The sequence below is a fragment of the Pseudothauera rhizosphaerae genome, from assembly GCF_004801305.1.
GTDB classification, from domain to species: Bacteria; Pseudomonadota; Gammaproteobacteria; order Burkholderiales; family Rhodocyclaceae; genus Pseudothauera; species Pseudothauera rhizosphaerae.
This window is the reverse complement of sequence record NZ_SSOD01000018.1, coordinates 63,216-78,584: the sequence shown is the minus strand read 5'-3', so window position 1 is coordinate 78,584 and position 15,369 is coordinate 63,216. Positions and strand designations below refer to the sequence as shown.

Sequence of the window (15,369 nt, the reverse complement as noted above, 5' to 3'; positions counted from 1 at the left end):
CCGATGAAGGCGTTCGATCCGCTCAATCTGGCCTTTGCGCTGGCGCTGCTGGCGCTGGTGCCCATCCTGGTGGTGGTCACCACGTCCTTCGTCAAGATCGCGGTGGTGCTGTCGCTGGTGAGGAACGCCCTGGGCGTGCAGCAGATTCCGCCCAACATGGCGCTGTACGGCCTGGCGGCCATCCTGTCCTTCTACATCATGGCGCCGGTGGGCCAGCACATGTACGAGACGCTGCAGGCCCAGTCGGCCAGCATCGAATCCACCGGGGATTTCGCCCGCGTGGTGGTGGACGGGGCCGAGCCCCTGCGCGGCTTCCTGCTCAAGCACAGCCGCCCGCAGTTGCGCGAGTTCTTCCTGCAGACCGCCCACCGGCTGTGGGACCAGAAGCTGGTGGCGGATCTCTCCCACCAGCACTTCATCGTCCTGATGCCGGCCTTCCTGGTGTCGGAGCTGACCTCGGCCTTCGAGATCGGCTTCCTGCTCTACCTGCCCTTCATCGTCATCGACCTCATCGTCTCCAACATCCTGCTGGCGATGGGGATGATGATGGTGTCGCCGGTGACCATCTCCCTGCCGCTCAAGCTGTTCCTGTTCGTCATGGTGGACGGCTGGTCGCGGCTGATCCGCGGCCTGGTGCTGACCTACGTGTGAGGGCGCGATGACCGAGACCGATTTCGTCGGCTACATGAACCAGGGCCTGCTGCTGGTGCTGCTGCTGTCCATGCCGCCCATCATCGTCGCCTCGGTGGTGGGGGTGATCTTCTCGCTGCTGCAGGCGCTCACGCAGATCCAGGAACAGACCCTGTCCTTCGCGGTGAAGCTGATCGCGGTGGGCATCACCATGCTGCTGTCGGCGCGCTGGATCGGCGGCGAGATCTTCAACTACGCGGTGGTCCTCTTCGAGGCCTTCCCCTACACCGGACGCTGAGCGCCGCGATGGAACTGGAAACCGCCTTCTTCGCCGATGCCAAGCGCCTGCTGATGGCGCTGCTGCTGGCGACGGTGCGCATCCAGGCCGCGCTGGTGGTGATTCCGCTCTTCAGCAAGCAGGTGGTGCCGGGCATGATCCGCACCGCGCTCGGGGTGTGCCTGGCGGTGGTGCTGGTGCCGCCCATCGACGCGGCCATGGCTGCGGAACCGCCGGCCGCGGTGCCCTTCTTCCTCATCGTGGTCAAGGAAGCGCTGCTGGGCTTCCTGCTCGGCTATGCGGTGGCGGTGCTGTTCTGGGCGGTGGAGGCGGTGGGCTTCTTCATCGACAACCAGCGCGGCGCTAGCATCGCCAGCACGCTGAACCCGCTCACGGGCAACGACACCTCGCCGCTGGGCATCATGTTCAACCAGGCCTTCGTCGTGTATTTCCTGGTCGCGGGCGGCTTCCTGCTGTTCATGACGACGATCTACGAAAGCCACCGCCTGTGGCCGGTGCTGAGCTTCTTCCCGACCCTGCCGGAGCAGGGTGCCATGGTGTTCGGCGGGTTCTTCGCGGGCTTGATCCGCCTCGGCCTGCTGCTGTCGGCACCGGCCATCCTGGCCATGCTGCTGGCGGAGGTCGGCCTCGCCCTGGTGAGCCGCTTCGCGCCGCAACTGCAGGTGTTCTTCCTGGCCATGCCGGTCAAGAGCGGGCTGGCCTTCTTCGTGCTGGTGATCTATCTGCCCACCCTGTTCACCTACGTGCACAGCGAGATCGGGCGCCTGCCCGAACTGCTGGGCGCCGTGTCGGGAGCGGTGAAATGAGCGGCGAAAAGACCGAACAGCCCACACACAAGAAGCTGATGGATGCCCGCAAAAAGGGGCAGGTGGCCTACAGCAAGGATTTCACCCAGACCATCCTGATCCTGGCCATGTTCGGCTACATGATCGGCGGCGCCCAGGGCATCGTCGAATCCATCGGCCGGCTGATGCTGCTGCCCATGGATTTCATCCACCAGCCCTTCCAGGCCTCGCTCGATGCGGTGCTGCTGCCGCTGATGAAGGACGGCATCACCGTGCTGCTGCCCTTCGTGCTGATCGTGCTCGGCATCGGCATCTTCGCCGACGCGCTGCAGGTGGGCATCATGTTCGCCTTCGAGGCGGTCAAGCCCAGTGCCAAGAAGCTCAATGCGCTGGCCAACGCCAAGAACATGGTGTCGAAGAAGAACATGGTGGAGTTCCTCAAGAACTGCATCAAGGTGGGCTTCCTCACCGCGCTGCTGTTCATCGTGCTGCGGGACGAGATCCCGCGCCTGCTCACGCTGCCCCTGGCCGGCATCGTTGGCGTGGGAACGGCCATCGGCTCGCTGCTGTACGTGGTCATCGTCAACGTGGCCATGGTGTACGTGGTGCTGGCGCTGGCGGACTTCGTCTGGCAGCGCTTCAACCACAAGAAGCAGTTGATGATGAGCAAGGACGAGGTCAAGCGCGAATACAAGGAAGCCGAGGGTGACCCGCACATCAAGGGCGCGCGCAAGCAACTGCACCAGGAAATGATGATGTCCGGCATGGTGGAGAAGACCCGCAAGGCCTCCGTGGTGGTCACCAACCCCACCCATGTGGCGATCGCGCTGTACTACGACGAGGACAAGACCCCGCTGCCGGTGGTGCTGGCCAAGGGCACCGACCTGGTGGCCAAGCGCATCGTCGCCGTGGCCAGGGAAGAGGGCATCCCGGTGATGGAGAACGTGCCGCTGGCCCGTGCGCTGCTGGAGCAAGCACAGTTGGACCAGTACATCCCCTCGGACCTGCTCGAACCGGTGGCCGAAGTGCTGCGCCTGGTCGGGCAACTGGCCGAAGGCAAGCTGCCGGGAGAACCGCAATGAACCCCGTGGCACGCCAGGTTACCCATACGCAAGGGCGCCGCAACCCGCGGCGCGCATGGAGTCATCCCCGATGAGTACCGTTTCCCTGCCGGCCGGACTGGCCGCGCTGAGCACCCGTTTTGCGATCGATCCCGGCGACTGGGAGGCCAGCGGCCGGCTCGAACTGCGGGTGGACCGCTATCCCCGCGTCAGCCTGCGCCGCGGCCCCGCCCGCCAGATCGAGTTGGAAGCCCGCCTGGCGGCGCTGCCCGCCCTGGCCCAGGAGCGCGAAGCCCTGGTGGACCGGCTGATGCTGCGCGTGACCGCCGGCGCGGCGCGCCAGATCGGCGTGCCGGTGCTGGCACCGGACGGCGGCCACCTGCTGCTGCAGGCCGCCCTGGACGGCGAGGACGCACGCGCCTTCGAAGACGGCCTGGAAGCCTTCCTGAACGACCTGGACTACTGGGCGGCGGCACTCGGGGAGCGTTCATGAGGCGTTGCACACCCTTCCTGCGCGGCCTGGCCGCCATCCTCGTGCTGTCCGCGGCCGGCCTGGCCGCCGCCGCGCCGGCCCCGTGGCCGGAGGTCCCGTTCCAATACTTCGCCAGGCAGTTTCCGCTGCCCCGGGTGCTGGGCGATTTCGCCGGCGCCTTCGGGCTGAAGCTGGAACTGAGCCCGCTGGTGGGCGGCCAGCTCAACGGCAACTACTCGGCCGCCACGCCGACCCAGTTCCTCGATACCCTGGCCTCCAGCTACGGGCTGACGTGGTACTACCACGGCGGCGTGCTGCACGTGGCCAAGGCATCGGAATCCATCAGCCGCACGCTGCGGGTCGGCGCGAGCGACGTGGGGGCGCTCAAGGCCGCGCTGAACAACCTGGGCATCTTCGATGCGCGCTACGGCTGGGGCGAGTTCGCCGACCGCGGGGTGGTGATCCTGTCCGGACCGCCGGCCTACGTGGACCTGGTCATGGGCACCGTGGCCGAACTGGGCTCCGGCCCCAGCGGCGGGCGCGAGATCCGCGTCTTCCCGCTCAAGCACGCCCGCGCGGAGGACCGCAGCTTCAGCTACCGCGACCAGCAGGTGACCACGCCCGGCGTGGCGAGCATCCTGCGCGGCCTGGTGGCCGACCAGGAGACGGCAGGGGGCACGTCCTCCCTGACCACCACGCCGGCCGGCGGAACGGCGCCGTCGGCGCTGGGCGCGGACGCCCCCGCCGCGGCGGAACGGCCACCGGTGCGCGCGGCGGCCAACGCCCGCCGTGCGGTGATCGAGGCCGACCAGCGGCTCAACGCGGTCATCGTGCATGACGCGCCGGAACACATGGCCGCCTACGAATCCCTGATCCGCCAGCTCGACGTACCGACGCCCCTGATCGAGATCGAGGCGATGATCATGGACATCAACACCGACCGCCTCGATTCGCTGGGCGTCGCCTGGGCGGGGCGCACCGGCGACTTCACCTTCGGCTTCGGCGACACCTCGCCCGATCCGGGCACGTCCACGGTGACCATCGGGGCCGGGGACAACATCAACAAGACCACCATCCTGTCCAACACCACCAGCTTCTTCGTGGCCCAGGTCAACGCCCTGGCCTCGGACGGGGACGCGCGCATCCTGGCGCGGCCCTCGGTGCTGACCGTGGACAACCTGGTGGCCGTGCTCGACCTGTCGGAAACCTTCTACGTGCGCGTGACCGGCGAAAGGGTCGCCGAACTGGTCCCCATCTCCACCGGCACCCTGCTCAAGGTCACCCCGCGCCTGATCGAGGAAAACGGCCTGCGCATGGTGCAACTGGTGGTGGACATCGAGGACGGCAAGATCCAGCCCGGCCGCCAGGTGGACACCCTGCCCACGGTCCTGCAGAGCAACATCAGCACCCAGGCCGTGGTGCGCGAGAACGACAGCCTGCTGATCGGCGGCTATTTCCTCGACTCGGAGACCAGCAGCGAGGACCGGGTGCCGCTGCTGGGCGACGTGCCGGTGCTGGGCCTGCTGTTCCGCAACAGCCAGGCCGAACGCCAGCGCCGCGAGCGCCTGTTCATGATCCGCCCGCGCATCATCGACAACCCCTCCGTCTCCGCCGCCCGCACCCCGCCGGCCGCGGTGCCCCTCGCCGCAGCCGTACCGGGCGCTGCGGCGGCGGTCGTGCCGGCCCAGCCGTCCGTCGCGGCCGGGGTCGAGCCGGAAGCCACGCCGAAGGCGGCGGCGGAACAGCCGCCGGCGCCGGTCAGGGAGGTGGCGTGGCCCAAGGAACTGGAATTCGTGTCGAACTGAGAGCCGGCGCAGCGCACCGGACGCCCTTCAGTCCTTCAGCAGCTCCCGCAGTTCCGGACAGCGGGTCTTGATCGCGTCGCGGGCGCGGAACAGACGGCTGCGCACCGTGCCGACCGGGATTTCCAGCATCACCGCGGCCTCGTCGTAGGACAGGCCGTCGATGGCCACCAGCATGAAGATCTGCTGCAGTTCGGCCGGCAGTTGCTCCACCAGCCCGGCCAGTTGCGTCATCACCTGGGCGCGCCCGGTGAGCGCCTCGGGACCGTCGCCGCCGTCGGGCATGCTTTCCAGCACCTCGTCGGATTCGTACTCGCGCACCCGGTGCGGCGCGCGGTTGAGGTAGTTGCGCACCAGGTTCATGGCGATGCCGTACAGCCAGGTGGACAGCTCGGATTCGCCGCGAAAGCTGGCCATGGCGCGGTAGGCCTCGACGAAGGCCTGCTGGGCGATGTCCTCGGCGTCCGAATGGTTGCCGATGTTGCGCAGCACGAAGCGGTACAGACGGCTCTGGTGCTGCCGGACCAGCAGGCCGAAGCGTTGTTCGAGCCCGTCCTGGCGTCCAGCCGGGACGGCTTCACCCATGCCCTCGCTCATTGTCCGGACCCGCCTGCCGGACGGCCGTCGCGCACCCAGCCATCGAGCACCTGGCGCAGCAGGCGCTCACCCTGTTCGGGCGGCAGCGGCTCGTTGTTGGACGACGAAGCCTCGGCCAGCGCGGCGTGGAAGCGCTGGTCCAGGGACTTCAGGGTGTCCCGCCCCAGCGTGTCGGGGTTTATGCCGAGTTCCGTGCAGGCAGCGCGGAAAGCCGGCGTGCGGGCTTCGGCCGAGCAGTGCAGTTCGAGGAAGAAGTTGATGCCCGAGAACACCTCGCGCTCGGTCTCGGCCATGTGTACCGCACGCTCGACGGTGCGCGTGTCGAGGCCGCCGGAGGTGCGCTCCAGCCCCAGTTCGCGGGCGATGGAACTGGTGATGCGGGGGCCGAACTCCTCCGACACCGATTCCAGGAAACGCTCCACCACCTGGCTGGTGTGCACATCCTCGCTGCCCGGCCGCAGCCATTGGACCTCGCGTCCCGTGCTCGAGCGGCCGGTGGCGATGACCTGCGGCTGGCCGTCGTTGCCCTGGACGATATCGACCTTGCCTTCCTGTCCTTCGACCTTGCGGAAGGCATCCAGGGGAATGGAATGAGTGCCGTCTAGACGTATCACGGGCTTCCTCTTCGTTGGGGGGCATGCCGGCCTCGGGCCGGGAGCCTGCGGACTCTCTACCCGGTGAGTGGACGCGAGGCCGGAAAAAGTTCGCGGCCGGACGCCGGTTCACTCGAACTGGCGCAGGGCCGCATCCAGGTCCGCCGTGATCGCGAAGATCGCCAGGAAGCCGCTGATCTCGAAGACTTCCCGGATCTGCTCGCGCAGGGCGCACAGCACCAGCTTGCCGCCGGGCAGGGCGCGCGCCTTCTTGCCGGCGATCAGCACGCCGCGCAGGCCCGCGCTGCTGATGTATTCGAGTTGGGACATGTCGAGCACGACCCAGCGTGCGCCACTGTCGAAAACCTCATTGACGGTGCGGTCGAAAGCACTGGCGGTGGCGCTGTCGATGCGTCCGGTGGGCCGGATCACGCTGACTTCGCCACGCTTTTCGGTCTGAATGTTCAATCTGCTCCCTCTGTACCGTGGTCAAGGCGCATGCGCAATGCGTTGCGCCGGGGTAAGCGGGCCAAGTTGGCCGCATGTCCGGCGAATTGTAAAGCCATCCACGCATTACGCCATGAAAAGTGCAGAGATCGTGCCTCGACCGCCGGCAGCGCTACACACCGGCCCCGGCATCGCCTATATACTCCGCTCAGCAATCCAATCCCTTGGGAATGCCTGCTGCCGGTGATGGCGCGCCTTGCGCCGCGGCCCGCCGGCGCAGGCCATGCACTGCGAGCAGCGATGTCGTGAGTACCGATTTCGAACAGACCCTGAGCACCGACCTGGGCGCGATCCCCGCCCTGGCCGACGCCTTTGCCGAATGGGCCGAGGAGGCCGGCGTGGCTGCGGGCACGGTGTTCCAGGTCAACCTCGCGCTCGAGGAACTGATCACCAACGTCATCCTGCACGGCCTGGGCCCCGGCGCCCCGGGGCGGATTTCGCTGCGCGTGCGGCGGCAGGACGATGTGCTGGAGATGGAACTGCGCGACGATGCGCCGCCCTTCGATCCGTTCCAGTTGCCGCCGCCGGTGCTGACGCAGGGCATCGAGGAGCGGGAGGTCGGCGGGCTGGGCGTGCACTTCGTGCGCACGCTGATGGACGAGTGGCATTACGCCCGCGAGGACGGCCACAACCTGGTGCGCCTGCGCAAGGTGCTGGAGGCCGCGCCGTGAGCCTGCGCGAGCGGTGTGCGCGGCTGCTGGAGGCGCTGGGCCGGCGTTTCGGCATCGAGGGTCTGGCGTTCGATGAGCGCGGCTTGTGCGCGCTGGCCTTCGACCGCCGCATGACGGTCTACCTCGCGGCCGACACGCGCCTGGGGGGCATGGTGCTGTTCGCCACGCTGGGCGAGTTCGAGCCGGCGGAGCGGCCCGATCTGCTGCTGGCCATGCTGCGCGGCAATTTCATGTGGCGCGTCACCGAGGGCGCGACGCTGGCGGTGGACCCGGAAAAGGATGTCGCCCTGCTGGTGCAGTGCCTGTCGCCGCAGGGACTGGAAGCCGATCAACTGGAAGCCCGGCTGGAGGGCTTCGTCAATGCCGCGCTGAGCTGGGCCGAACGCCTGCAGCGGCCGCCGGCCGGGGCGCCGGAGCGCGCCGGACTGGCGGGGATGATGCTGCGGGTGTGAACGCATTCCCGCCCTGCGGCGGGGGCAGGGCGAACGGAAGGTCTTTCCGGCGGCTCAGCCGGCTTTCTGCACGATGCCCTTCAGGGTATCGCCGAGTTCCTTCACCATGGTGCTCTGGGCCTGAACCATCAGCGTCCATTGCTGCATCGAGCGCTGCATCTCGTACAGATCGGTCGTGTCGGGATTATCCTTGCCGGCGATCGTATCCAGCGTGGTGCGCAGATCGTCTTCCTTCCGCTGGGTGATCTGGCGCAGGGTCGCGTCGATGCTGTCGAAAGTGATGGACATTTCGCTACTCCTTGGTCTGCAGGTTGCCGGCGGGGGCCGGCAGTGAATGGTCGATGATTCGAAGCCCGGGACGCCCTCAGGCGCCGAGGATGTCCAGTGCGGCCTGCAAGGCACTGCGGCTCGCCTGCCAGCGCCTATATTCTTCCCGTCCGCCGCCGGCCGCAATCGCCTGGTCGAATTCCTCCAGGCGCGCGCGCAGTGCCGCGGCGACGGCCGGATCGTCCACCTGCGGCGCGAACAGCGCCGACAGCGCTTCGGCTTCGGCAGGGGGCTGTTCGGTCATTGGGGCAGGTCCTCCGTGCTGCGTCCTTCCTTGTCGCCGTTGGCGAGCACCACGTAGGGTACCTTGCCGCGCACGGCGAGCACCACGTCGTTGCGCTGCGGCGATACGGTGCGGAAATTCTCGACGATCTCCAGCGCCGCGCCGAAGCGCGCCGCCAGGCGGCGGCGGATGTCGTTCCAGGTCCGGCGTTCGGCGTCCGACGGGCTGCCGCCGACGACGAGCCGGTTGCCGTCCAGGCGGCCGGCTATGTGCCCGTCGAGACCGGCTTCGGCGAGCAGGTCGCGCATCGTCACCAGTGCATCGTCGGCGGCGCTGACGTTGGCATGGATCAGGCGCAGGCCGGGCACGTCGTCGAACAGGGTCTCGCCGACGCGGTCGCGCAGCGCCGCGGCGGCGACGTGGCCCTGGAGCGTCAGTTCGCCGAAGCGCAGGCCCGCGAATTCGATGCCTTCGCCGTCGAAGCGCGCCAGGGTGTCGCGCACCAGCCCCTCCATGTCCTCGTCGGCACTGACCTGCAGCAGCAGCGAGGGGGCGATCGCGCGCGCGGCGCGCGCCAGTTCGGCCTTCTGTTCGCGCGTGGCGACGTAGCCGGCGAGCTTCAGGCGTCCGCCGGGCTGGGGTTCGAGGCGCAGTTCGGCGTGGCCGCGCGTGGCGGCGATCAGTTGTTCCAGCGCCAGCGCGATGCGTCCCGGGTCGGGCCTGTCCGGTGCGGGAGCCGGGCGCAGCGACAGGAACAGCACCAGTATCCCTACGCCCAGGAACAGCGCGGTGCCGCCCAGCCACAGCGCCCAGAACGGCAGGTGCCGGCGCGGGGCGTCCGACGGGGTGATCGCGACCGGCGCGGGCGCCGGTTCGGCTGCGGGTTCCTGAGGGGCGGCAGGCGTCGCGTCGGCTGGGGCCGCCCCGGGCGTCTCCTGCCGTGCTTCGTCCACGGTCTCGGCGGGTGTTTCGGCGATGGTGACGACGGGATTTTCCGGCCAGGCCTCGCCGGGGTGGTCCACCGCGAACAGCCGTTCACCGAGGGCGAAGACCTGCCCCGGAGTCAGCGGACGCAGCCCCTGGGCCGGCTGTCCGCCCAGGCTCAGTTCGCCGTCCACCGCCTCCAGCGCCACTTCCTGGTGGCCGACGTAGAGCACGAAGGCGATCTGCCCCTGCGGATAGCGTTCCAGCAGAATGTCGCAGGCCGGCCCCGCGCCGGCCCGGTACAGGCCGGGCTTGAGCGGCAGCCGGCAGCCCGCCTGGCCGCCGGTGAAGACGCGGAACTCGAGGCCGCCGCTCATCCCCTGCACAGCCAGGCCAGCACCGCTTCTTCCGCCGAGCCGGGCACGACCTCGGCGGCGCGGCCCAGGTGGCGCCCGCTCAGGGGGCTGCCTTCGAAATCGTGCACCAGGTAGCTGCGCGCGCGGCAATCCACGCTGGCCCGTTCCTTGATGTCCGCCTGCAGACGCGGCCCGTCGTCGCGGCGGAACAGCCAGGTCCAGTACCCGCGCCGGACCGGCTGGTACCACACCCAGGCCGAGACCCGCCCGTCGTCGCGGGCGATGGAGGCGGTGTCGACGAGGGCCACGAACTGCGGGCCGGCGCTCGCTTCCTGCCAGTCGGCGGCGGACGCCGGGGCGGCGGCCAGGCTGGCCAGCAGCATGGTGGCGATTCCCCATCGGCGCGACCGGTCCCGGTAGCAGGTCATGAGCGCGATTCCTCGTCTGTATAGGTCATTCGTCTGAGGCCGGCGGATCGTCCGCCGGACCGTGGCCGAACGTGGGTAACGGCGGCCGCGAAAAGGTTCCCGGCCGTTTCCCGCCGGCTGGCGGGAGATTATCAGAGCCCGCGCGGCCGTGGGCGTGCAGGGGCGGAAAAAATGCCAACTCTGGTACGCTGTGGCAGCCACCGCGTGCCCGCGGGCGCGTTCTTCCGTCAAGCTCGCCGCGCCCGCTGCGGACTTCCGACGAAAGTCGTGCCATGAAGATGTCGCGGCGGCTGCGGTCCGCACCGGGGGATGATGCCAGCCGTGGCTGCTCTCGCCCAGTCTCTGAACAGAGACTATGGCTGTGCCATGCCTTCCGTTATCTTGCCGTCGATATGTAAATGAACGTAAATGACCGCAGGCTTACGGAAGCGGTAACGCGCGGACCGTGACGGCGGCGAATCTGGGAAACGACATCGACATGGTGGCATTGACTTCGCTCGGGGTGGAACTGGAAATGGTGATCGCCGATCGGGCGTCGGGCGCATCCCATTGCGTGGGGCCGTTCTTCGCCAACCTGCGGGCACTCAAGCGCGCGCGCGGCATGGCCGCGGTGCTCGACGTCGCCTACGACGGGCGCGATCTGGCGGTCAGCAGCGCACGCGGCTGCACCTCGCTCGACAACGGCTACAACAACATCGAAAGCGCGATCGGCCCGGTGGGGCTGGACGGGCGCCGCGACGGGCTGCACCAGCTCCATGCCTGGACGTGCGCCGAACTCGCCGAGGTGCGCGAGGCGCTGGCGGCCGAAGGCGCGGCGGTGCTGAACTTCTCCCAGCATCCCGCGCTCGCCATCGACGACGAGGGGTACCGGCGCATCCGTGCGCCCAAGCCGATCTACGACTACTGGATCGAGCACCGCGGCTGGGACCACAAGGCCGGCATCGACGCCAAGGCGCAGAACGGACCGACCACCGGCGTCGGCATCGGTGACGCGGTGTTCGCCCTCAACGCGGTACTGGCGGCGAGTCCCGCCTTCATCGCGCTGTTCGGCAATAGCCCGTTCGAGAACGGCCGCGTCACCGGCCTGCGCGAGTCGCGCCTGACCATCTGGCCGCGCATGTTCCGCCAGGCGCGCTTTGCCGCCGACGACCGCCTGCACCGCGTGCCGGCGCGGCCTTTCACCGATCTGCGCGACTATTTCGAATGGATGTTCGGCGAGGGTACCCGCATGCAACTGGTGCCCTGCCGCATGGACAGCGACTACAAGGGGCTGCGCGATACCGCGTGGGTGGCGGGACATCCCTCGCTGCTGGAGTTCCTGCGCGGCCGCTCGTGGCCGGCCACCCACCTGGGGCACGGCGGCAGCGTGAGCGTGGAGCCGTCGGTGGGGCATCTCGCCTTCCAGCAGTTCGCCCATTTTCTCGACGCCCGGATTCGCTTCGGCTTTGTCCGCGAACCGTCGCTGGAAGCCTTCTTCGAGGCCTGGGAGCGCCCCCATGGCATGGAAGAGCTGCTTGCCTCGACACTAGACTTTTGTTATATCGAAGGGCGCTCTCCGGGGGCCAATTTCGCCGACCGCGAAATTGTCGATCTGGCGGGCGAGGAAGTGGCGCGATCGATCACCATCGCCCCCAGCGCGTTGCAGGCCGGGTTGCTGCGCAATGCGGCCGCACTGCGTCCCTGGCTGGCGCGCCAGCCGTGGGCGGCGCTGGCCGAACTGCGCGAGGCCGCCGTGCGCGACGGGCTCGCCGGACGGGCGGGGGAGTGGCCGGTGCGCCGTTTGTGCGAGGAAGTGGTGGCGATCGCTGCCGACGGACTGGAAGCGGATGAACAATGGATGCTGGCTTATCCGCTGCACGTGCTGCGCAGCGGCTGCAACGGCGCGGATCGTGCCCTCTCTGCCTACGAGCGGCTCGCGGGCAGTCCGGCGCAGCGGATCGGACGCCTGATCGAGATGCGTGAAGCCCTGTTTTTCCCCGCGGCGGCGGAGGCCGTGCAGCGCGTCTGAGCCCCCGTCACCATGGACAACATACCGCTGCTGTATTCGATCAAGACCCGCATCTTCTTTGCCGTGACCCTGGTCGTGGCGGCGGTGGCCGGGGTGGTGATGAGCTCCTCGCAGAGTGCTCTCGAACGGGAGAGCATCGCCGCCGAGGAACGTTCCGCCGGCAACGTCCTGAAGCTCGTGGAAGACAACATTCGCGGGCGCTACCGCAGCCTGCTCAAGGACAAGGTGGCCACCGTCGAGGCGCGCAAGCAGCAGTTCCGCGAGTTCCAGTCGGTGCTGCGTTCCACCCTCGGCCACTTCGCCGGGCTCGCCGAGCGCGGCGCGATCAAGGAAGAAACCGCGCGCGAGATGGCGCTGCGCTGGCTGGCGACGACGCAGCCGGTGGAGGGCGATTTCCTGCTCGTATTCGACGAGCAGGGGCGTGTGCTGGTGTCGCCCGACCCGGATCAGCGCGATCTTCCCCTCCAGGCCGTGTTCGACCTGAAGGGGCGGCCGCTGGCGCAGGCTGCGCGCGACGAGAGCGCACGTTTCGGCGAGAGCTTCCTGTCCTTCACGTGGGTGGATAGCGGCGGCGTCGCCGAGCCCAAATTCGGCCATTTCGTCGCCTACCCGCGCTGGGGCTGGGTGCTGGGTCTGGTGGGCGACGTGGGCCGGGTCGAGCGCGAGGTGGAGCGCCAGCTCGACCAACTGCGCACCGAACTGGCCGAAACCCTGCCGCAGATTCGCAGCAGCGGCCGCGGCGGCGTGTTCATCTTCGACGGCGGCGGCCGGATGGTGGTCGCGCCGGGCGACGACGGCCATGCCGCGGCCGTCACCGACGGGGCCCGGCGCGGGCTGATGACGCTGGCGCACACGCCCGGCGAGCAGACGCTGACGCTCGCCGGTGCCGGCGGCGAGGAACTGGAGGGGCGGGCGACCTACATCAAGCCCTTCGACTGGTACATCGCCTCGCTCGCCTCGCGCGACGCCATGCGCGAACCGGCGCGCCGCCTGGTGGCGGGGCAGGCGGGCATCTTTCTCGCCGCGCTGGTCGCGGGCCTGCTGATCGCCTTGTTCCTGGCCCACCGCATCACCCTGCCGCTGAACCGCCTGTCCGACTATGCGCGGCGGCTGCCGGAAACCGATTTCACCTCCGGCGCCCGCGTCGCGGATGCCGCCGCGCTGCCCACCGCGCGCCGCGACGAGATCGGCCGCCTGGCGAAGGCCTTCGCCTTCATGGAGGACAGCCTGCACGCCAACGTGAACAAGCTGATGCAGGCGGTGTCGGCGCGCGAACGCATCGAAGGCGAGCTGAACATCGCGCGCGACATCCAGATGGACCTGCTGCCCAAGATGTTCCCCCCCTTCCCGGACCGGCCGGAGGTGGACCTCTATTCGTCGCTGGTGTCGGCGAAGGAGGTGGGCGGCGATCTGTACGACTTCTACTTCCTGAGCAAGAACCACCTGTGCTTCACCATCGGCGACGTGTCCGGCAAGGGCGTGCCCGCGGCGCTGTTCATGGCCATCACCCGGACCCTGATCCGCGCCGCCTCGGAGCGCGAATCCGACCCCGCGCGCATGCTGGACAAGGTCAATGACGACCTCTCCCGCGACAACCCGAACTGCATCTTCGTGACCCTCGTGGTGGGGGTCATGGACGTGCGCAACGGCCGCACGCTGTACGCCAATGCCGGTCACAATCCGCCGCTGGTATTGCGCCGGGCGAGCGGGGTAGAGTGGCTGCCGGGGCGCAGCGGTCCGGCGGCCGGGGTGGTCGAAGGAGCGAGTTTCGAGCTGCTGGAGACCACGCTGGAGCCGGGCGACTGCCTGCTGCTTTACACCGACGGCGTCACCGAGGCGATGGACACGGCCGGAAGCCTGTACGGCAACGAGCGCCTGTTCCGGCTCATGGAAGGCGCCACCGGGGAATCCGCCAGGGCCGTGGTCGCACGCATCACCGAGGACGTCCATCTCCACGCCGGCGCCGCGGAGCAGTCCGACGACATCACGGTGCTCGCGGTGGGGTATCGTGGAGCGCAGCAAAACACTGAGGAAGCATGAAGAGCATGAAGAAACTGTTGGGGCTGTTGCTGGCCTGCTGCACGCTGTTGATCGCCCCGGCCGCCGCGGCGCAGGGCACGGACGCGGACCTGACCTCCACCGCGCCCCGGCACAAGGCCGGAGGCAAGTGGCGCATCGGCTACTACGAAGGGGGCCAGTACCCCGACTACGAAATCATCCTCAAGGCCACGCTGCGCGGGCTGGTCGCGCTGGGCTGGATGGAGCCGCTGGAACTGCCGTCCGATAACAACCCCGAGCCGGGCGGCTTCTGGGCCTGGCTGGCGAAGAACGCGCGCAGCGACTACGTGGAGTTCGTGCCCGACGCCTGGTACGCCGCCGGCAATTTCGACCGCGACCTGCGCCCGCAGGTGCGTGAGCGCCTGATCCGCCGCCTGACGGGCGATGGGCGGGGCAAGGGCGACATCGACCTGGTGATCGCCATGGGCACCTGGGCCGGGCAGGACCTCGCCAACGACGGGCACGCGGTGCCCGTCATCGTCGCTTCCACCAGCGACCCGGTCGGCGCGGGCATCGTCAAGAGCGCCAAGGATTCGGGCTTCGACCACCTGCACGCCAAGGTCGAACCCGACCGTTATGCGCGCCAGATCGAGCTGTTCCACGACATCATCGGCTTCGGCAAGCTGGGCGTGGTGTACGAGGATTCGCCCGAGGGCCGCACCTTCGCCGCGGTGGAAGCCATCGAGCGCACCGCCGCGGCGCGCGGCTTCGAGGTCGTGCGCTGCTTCGCCCCCTTCAACGATGTGCCCCAGGAGGAATCCGAGCGCCGTGTCGTGGCCTGCTACGAGGAGATCGCGGCCAAGGCCGATGCGGTCTATCTGACGGTGCACCGCGGGCTCAACGCCAATTCCCTGCCGCAGGCCACCGCGCCGCTGATCGCCGCCGAACTGCCGTCCTTCTCCATGCTCGGCGAAACCGAGGTCAAACGCGGCGTGCTGATGAGCGTGGCGCAGGGCAACTACGTCTACGTCGGCCACTTCCATGCCGAGACCATCGCCCGCATCTTCAACGGCGCTCGGCCGCGGGCGCTGACCCAGGAATGGCTGGCGCCGGCCAAGATCGCGCTCAACCTGAAGGTGGCGGAGCGGATCGGCTACAACCCGCCGGTGGACATCCTGCTCGCCTGCGACGAGATCTACCAGGCCATCGAACAGTAAAACCGGTCCGCCACCGCCCT

18 protein-coding genes are annotated in these 15,369 nt (G+C 68.7%); 11 read left to right on the top strand and 7 right to left on the bottom strand.

Annotation, left to right across the window (positions count from 1 at the left end; all coding sequences use genetic code 11):
- Window positions 1-3: 3 nt before the first annotated feature.
- The 6 genes from sctR (at window position 4) to sctC (ending at window position 5,051) form a co-directional block, all read left to right on the top strand.
- Entirely contained in the window at window positions 4-651 is a 648-nt protein-coding gene (gene sctR / locus E6O51_RS18380) for a type III secretion system export apparatus subunit SctR (RefSeq protein WP_136386469.1), read from the top strand.
- A gap of 7 nt (window positions 652-658) precedes the next feature.
- Window positions 659-928 (top strand): type III secretion system export apparatus subunit SctS, encoded by a 270-nt coding sequence (gene sctS, locus E6O51_RS18375; RefSeq protein WP_136386468.1) that lies wholly within the window; start codon window positions 659-661, stop codon window positions 926-928.
- Between the two features lie 8 nt (window positions 929-936).
- Window positions 937-1,734 carry a type III secretion system export apparatus subunit SctT gene (gene sctT, locus E6O51_RS18370; RefSeq protein WP_136386467.1) on the top strand — a complete coding sequence of 266 codons (798 nt, stop codon included), beginning with the start codon at window positions 937-939 and terminating at the stop codon, window positions 1,732-1,734.
- Window positions 1,731-2,795, top strand: a complete 1,065-nt coding sequence (gene sctU, locus E6O51_RS18365; RefSeq protein ID WP_136386466.1) for a type III secretion system export apparatus subunit SctU — start codon at window positions 1,731-1,733, stop codon at window positions 2,793-2,795. The genes sctT and sctU overlap by 4 nt, the downstream gene beginning before the upstream one ends.
- Before the next feature lie 70 nt (window positions 2,796-2,865).
- Complete coding sequence (locus tag E6O51_RS18360; RefSeq protein WP_168735327.1) at window positions 2,866-3,267, top strand: CesT family type III secretion system chaperone; 402 nt, start codon at window positions 2,866-2,868, stop codon at window positions 3,265-3,267.
- Window positions 3,264-5,051 carry a type III secretion system outer membrane ring subunit SctC gene (gene sctC, locus E6O51_RS18355; protein ID WP_136386464.1) on the top strand — a complete coding sequence of 596 codons (1,788 nt, stop codon included), beginning with the start codon at window positions 3,264-3,266 and terminating at the stop codon, window positions 5,049-5,051. The genes E6O51_RS18360 and sctC overlap by 4 nt, the downstream gene beginning before the upstream one ends.
- A gap of 27 nt (window positions 5,052-5,078) precedes the next feature.
- Here sctC and E6O51_RS18350 read toward each other — a convergent pair whose 3' ends face one another.
- The 3 genes from E6O51_RS18350 to E6O51_RS18340 all read right to left on the bottom strand — a co-directional run bounded on the left by E6O51_RS18350 (window position 5,079) and on the right by E6O51_RS18340 (window position 6,706).
- The gene (locus tag E6O51_RS18350) at window positions 5,079-5,633 is read right to left on the bottom strand and encodes a sigma-70 family RNA polymerase sigma factor (RefSeq protein ID WP_211091458.1); all 555 of its coding nucleotides are present in this window, start codon (window positions 5,631-5,633) and stop codon (window positions 5,079-5,081) included.
- Between the two features lie 8 nt (window positions 5,634-5,641).
- Window positions 5,642-6,259 carry a BspR family type III secretion system anti-sigma factor gene (locus E6O51_RS18345; protein ID WP_136386462.1) on the bottom strand — a complete coding sequence of 206 codons (618 nt, stop codon included), beginning with the start codon at window positions 6,257-6,259 and terminating at the stop codon, window positions 5,642-5,644.
- Window positions 6,260-6,367: 108 nt separating this feature from the next.
- A complete protein-coding gene (locus tag E6O51_RS18340; protein ID WP_168735326.1) occupies window positions 6,368-6,706 on the bottom strand; it encodes an STAS domain-containing protein in 339 nt (112 codons plus the stop codon).
- Window positions 6,707-6,990: 284 nt separating this feature from the next.
- On the opposite strand from E6O51_RS18340, the gene E6O51_RS18335 reads away from it, so the two are divergent.
- Both E6O51_RS18335 and E6O51_RS18330 read left to right on the top strand, forming a co-directional pair.
- Entirely contained in the window at window positions 6,991-7,416 is a 426-nt protein-coding gene (locus E6O51_RS18335; protein WP_168735325.1) for an ATP-binding protein, read from the top strand.
- Window positions 7,413-7,868 carry a type III secretion system chaperone gene (locus tag E6O51_RS18330; RefSeq protein WP_168735324.1) on the top strand — a complete coding sequence of 152 codons (456 nt, stop codon included), beginning with the start codon at window positions 7,413-7,415 and terminating at the stop codon, window positions 7,866-7,868. Before E6O51_RS18335 ends, E6O51_RS18330 begins: the two co-directional genes overlap by 4 nt.
- 54 nt (window positions 7,869-7,922) lie before the next feature.
- On the opposite strand, the gene E6O51_RS18325 is transcribed toward E6O51_RS18330, so the two are convergent.
- The 4 genes from E6O51_RS18325 to E6O51_RS18310 all read right to left on the bottom strand — a co-directional run bounded on the left by E6O51_RS18325 (window position 7,923) and on the right by E6O51_RS18310 (window position 10,126).
- On the bottom strand, window positions 7,923-8,156 hold the full coding sequence (locus E6O51_RS18325) for an EscF/YscF/HrpA family type III secretion system needle major subunit (protein ID WP_136386459.1): 234 nt from the start codon (window positions 8,154-8,156) through the stop codon (window positions 7,923-7,925).
- 76 nt (window positions 8,157-8,232) lie between these two features.
- Window positions 8,233-8,439 carry a hypothetical protein gene (locus E6O51_RS18320; protein ID WP_136386458.1) on the bottom strand — a complete coding sequence of 69 codons (207 nt, stop codon included), beginning with the start codon at window positions 8,437-8,439 and terminating at the stop codon, window positions 8,233-8,235.
- Window positions 8,436-9,719 (bottom strand): type III secretion system inner membrane ring subunit SctD, encoded by a 1,284-nt coding sequence (gene sctD / locus E6O51_RS18315; RefSeq protein ID WP_136386457.1) that lies wholly within the window; start codon window positions 9,717-9,719, stop codon window positions 8,436-8,438. Before sctD ends, E6O51_RS18320 begins: the two co-directional genes overlap by 4 nt.
- Complete coding sequence (locus tag E6O51_RS18310; RefSeq protein ID WP_136386456.1) at window positions 9,716-10,126, bottom strand: hypothetical protein; 411 nt, start codon at window positions 10,124-10,126, stop codon at window positions 9,716-9,718. Before E6O51_RS18310 ends, sctD begins: the two co-directional genes overlap by 4 nt.
- A 478-nt stretch (window positions 10,127-10,604) precedes the next feature.
- Here E6O51_RS18310 and E6O51_RS18305 point away from each other — a divergent pair, with 478 nt between their 5' ends.
- From E6O51_RS18305 to E6O51_RS18295, 3 genes are read left to right on the top strand one after another with little or no spacing between them, the layout of a single operon-like run.
- A complete protein-coding gene (locus tag E6O51_RS18305) occupies window positions 10,605-12,134 on the top strand; it encodes a glutamate-cysteine ligase family protein (RefSeq protein WP_136386455.1) in 1,530 nt (509 codons plus the stop codon).
- Window positions 12,135-12,146: 12 nt separating this feature from the next.
- The gene (locus E6O51_RS18300; RefSeq protein ID WP_136386454.1) at window positions 12,147-14,174 is read left to right on the top strand and encodes a SpoIIE family protein phosphatase; all 2,028 of its coding nucleotides are present in this window, start codon (window positions 12,147-12,149) and stop codon (window positions 14,172-14,174) included.
- 5 nt (window positions 14,175-14,179) lie between these two features.
- Window positions 14,180-15,349: an ABC transporter substrate-binding protein gene (locus E6O51_RS18295; protein ID WP_211091457.1), complete on the top strand. Its 1,170-nt coding sequence runs from the start codon at window positions 14,180-14,182 to the stop codon at window positions 15,347-15,349.
- Window positions 15,350-15,369 lie beyond the last annotated feature (20 nt).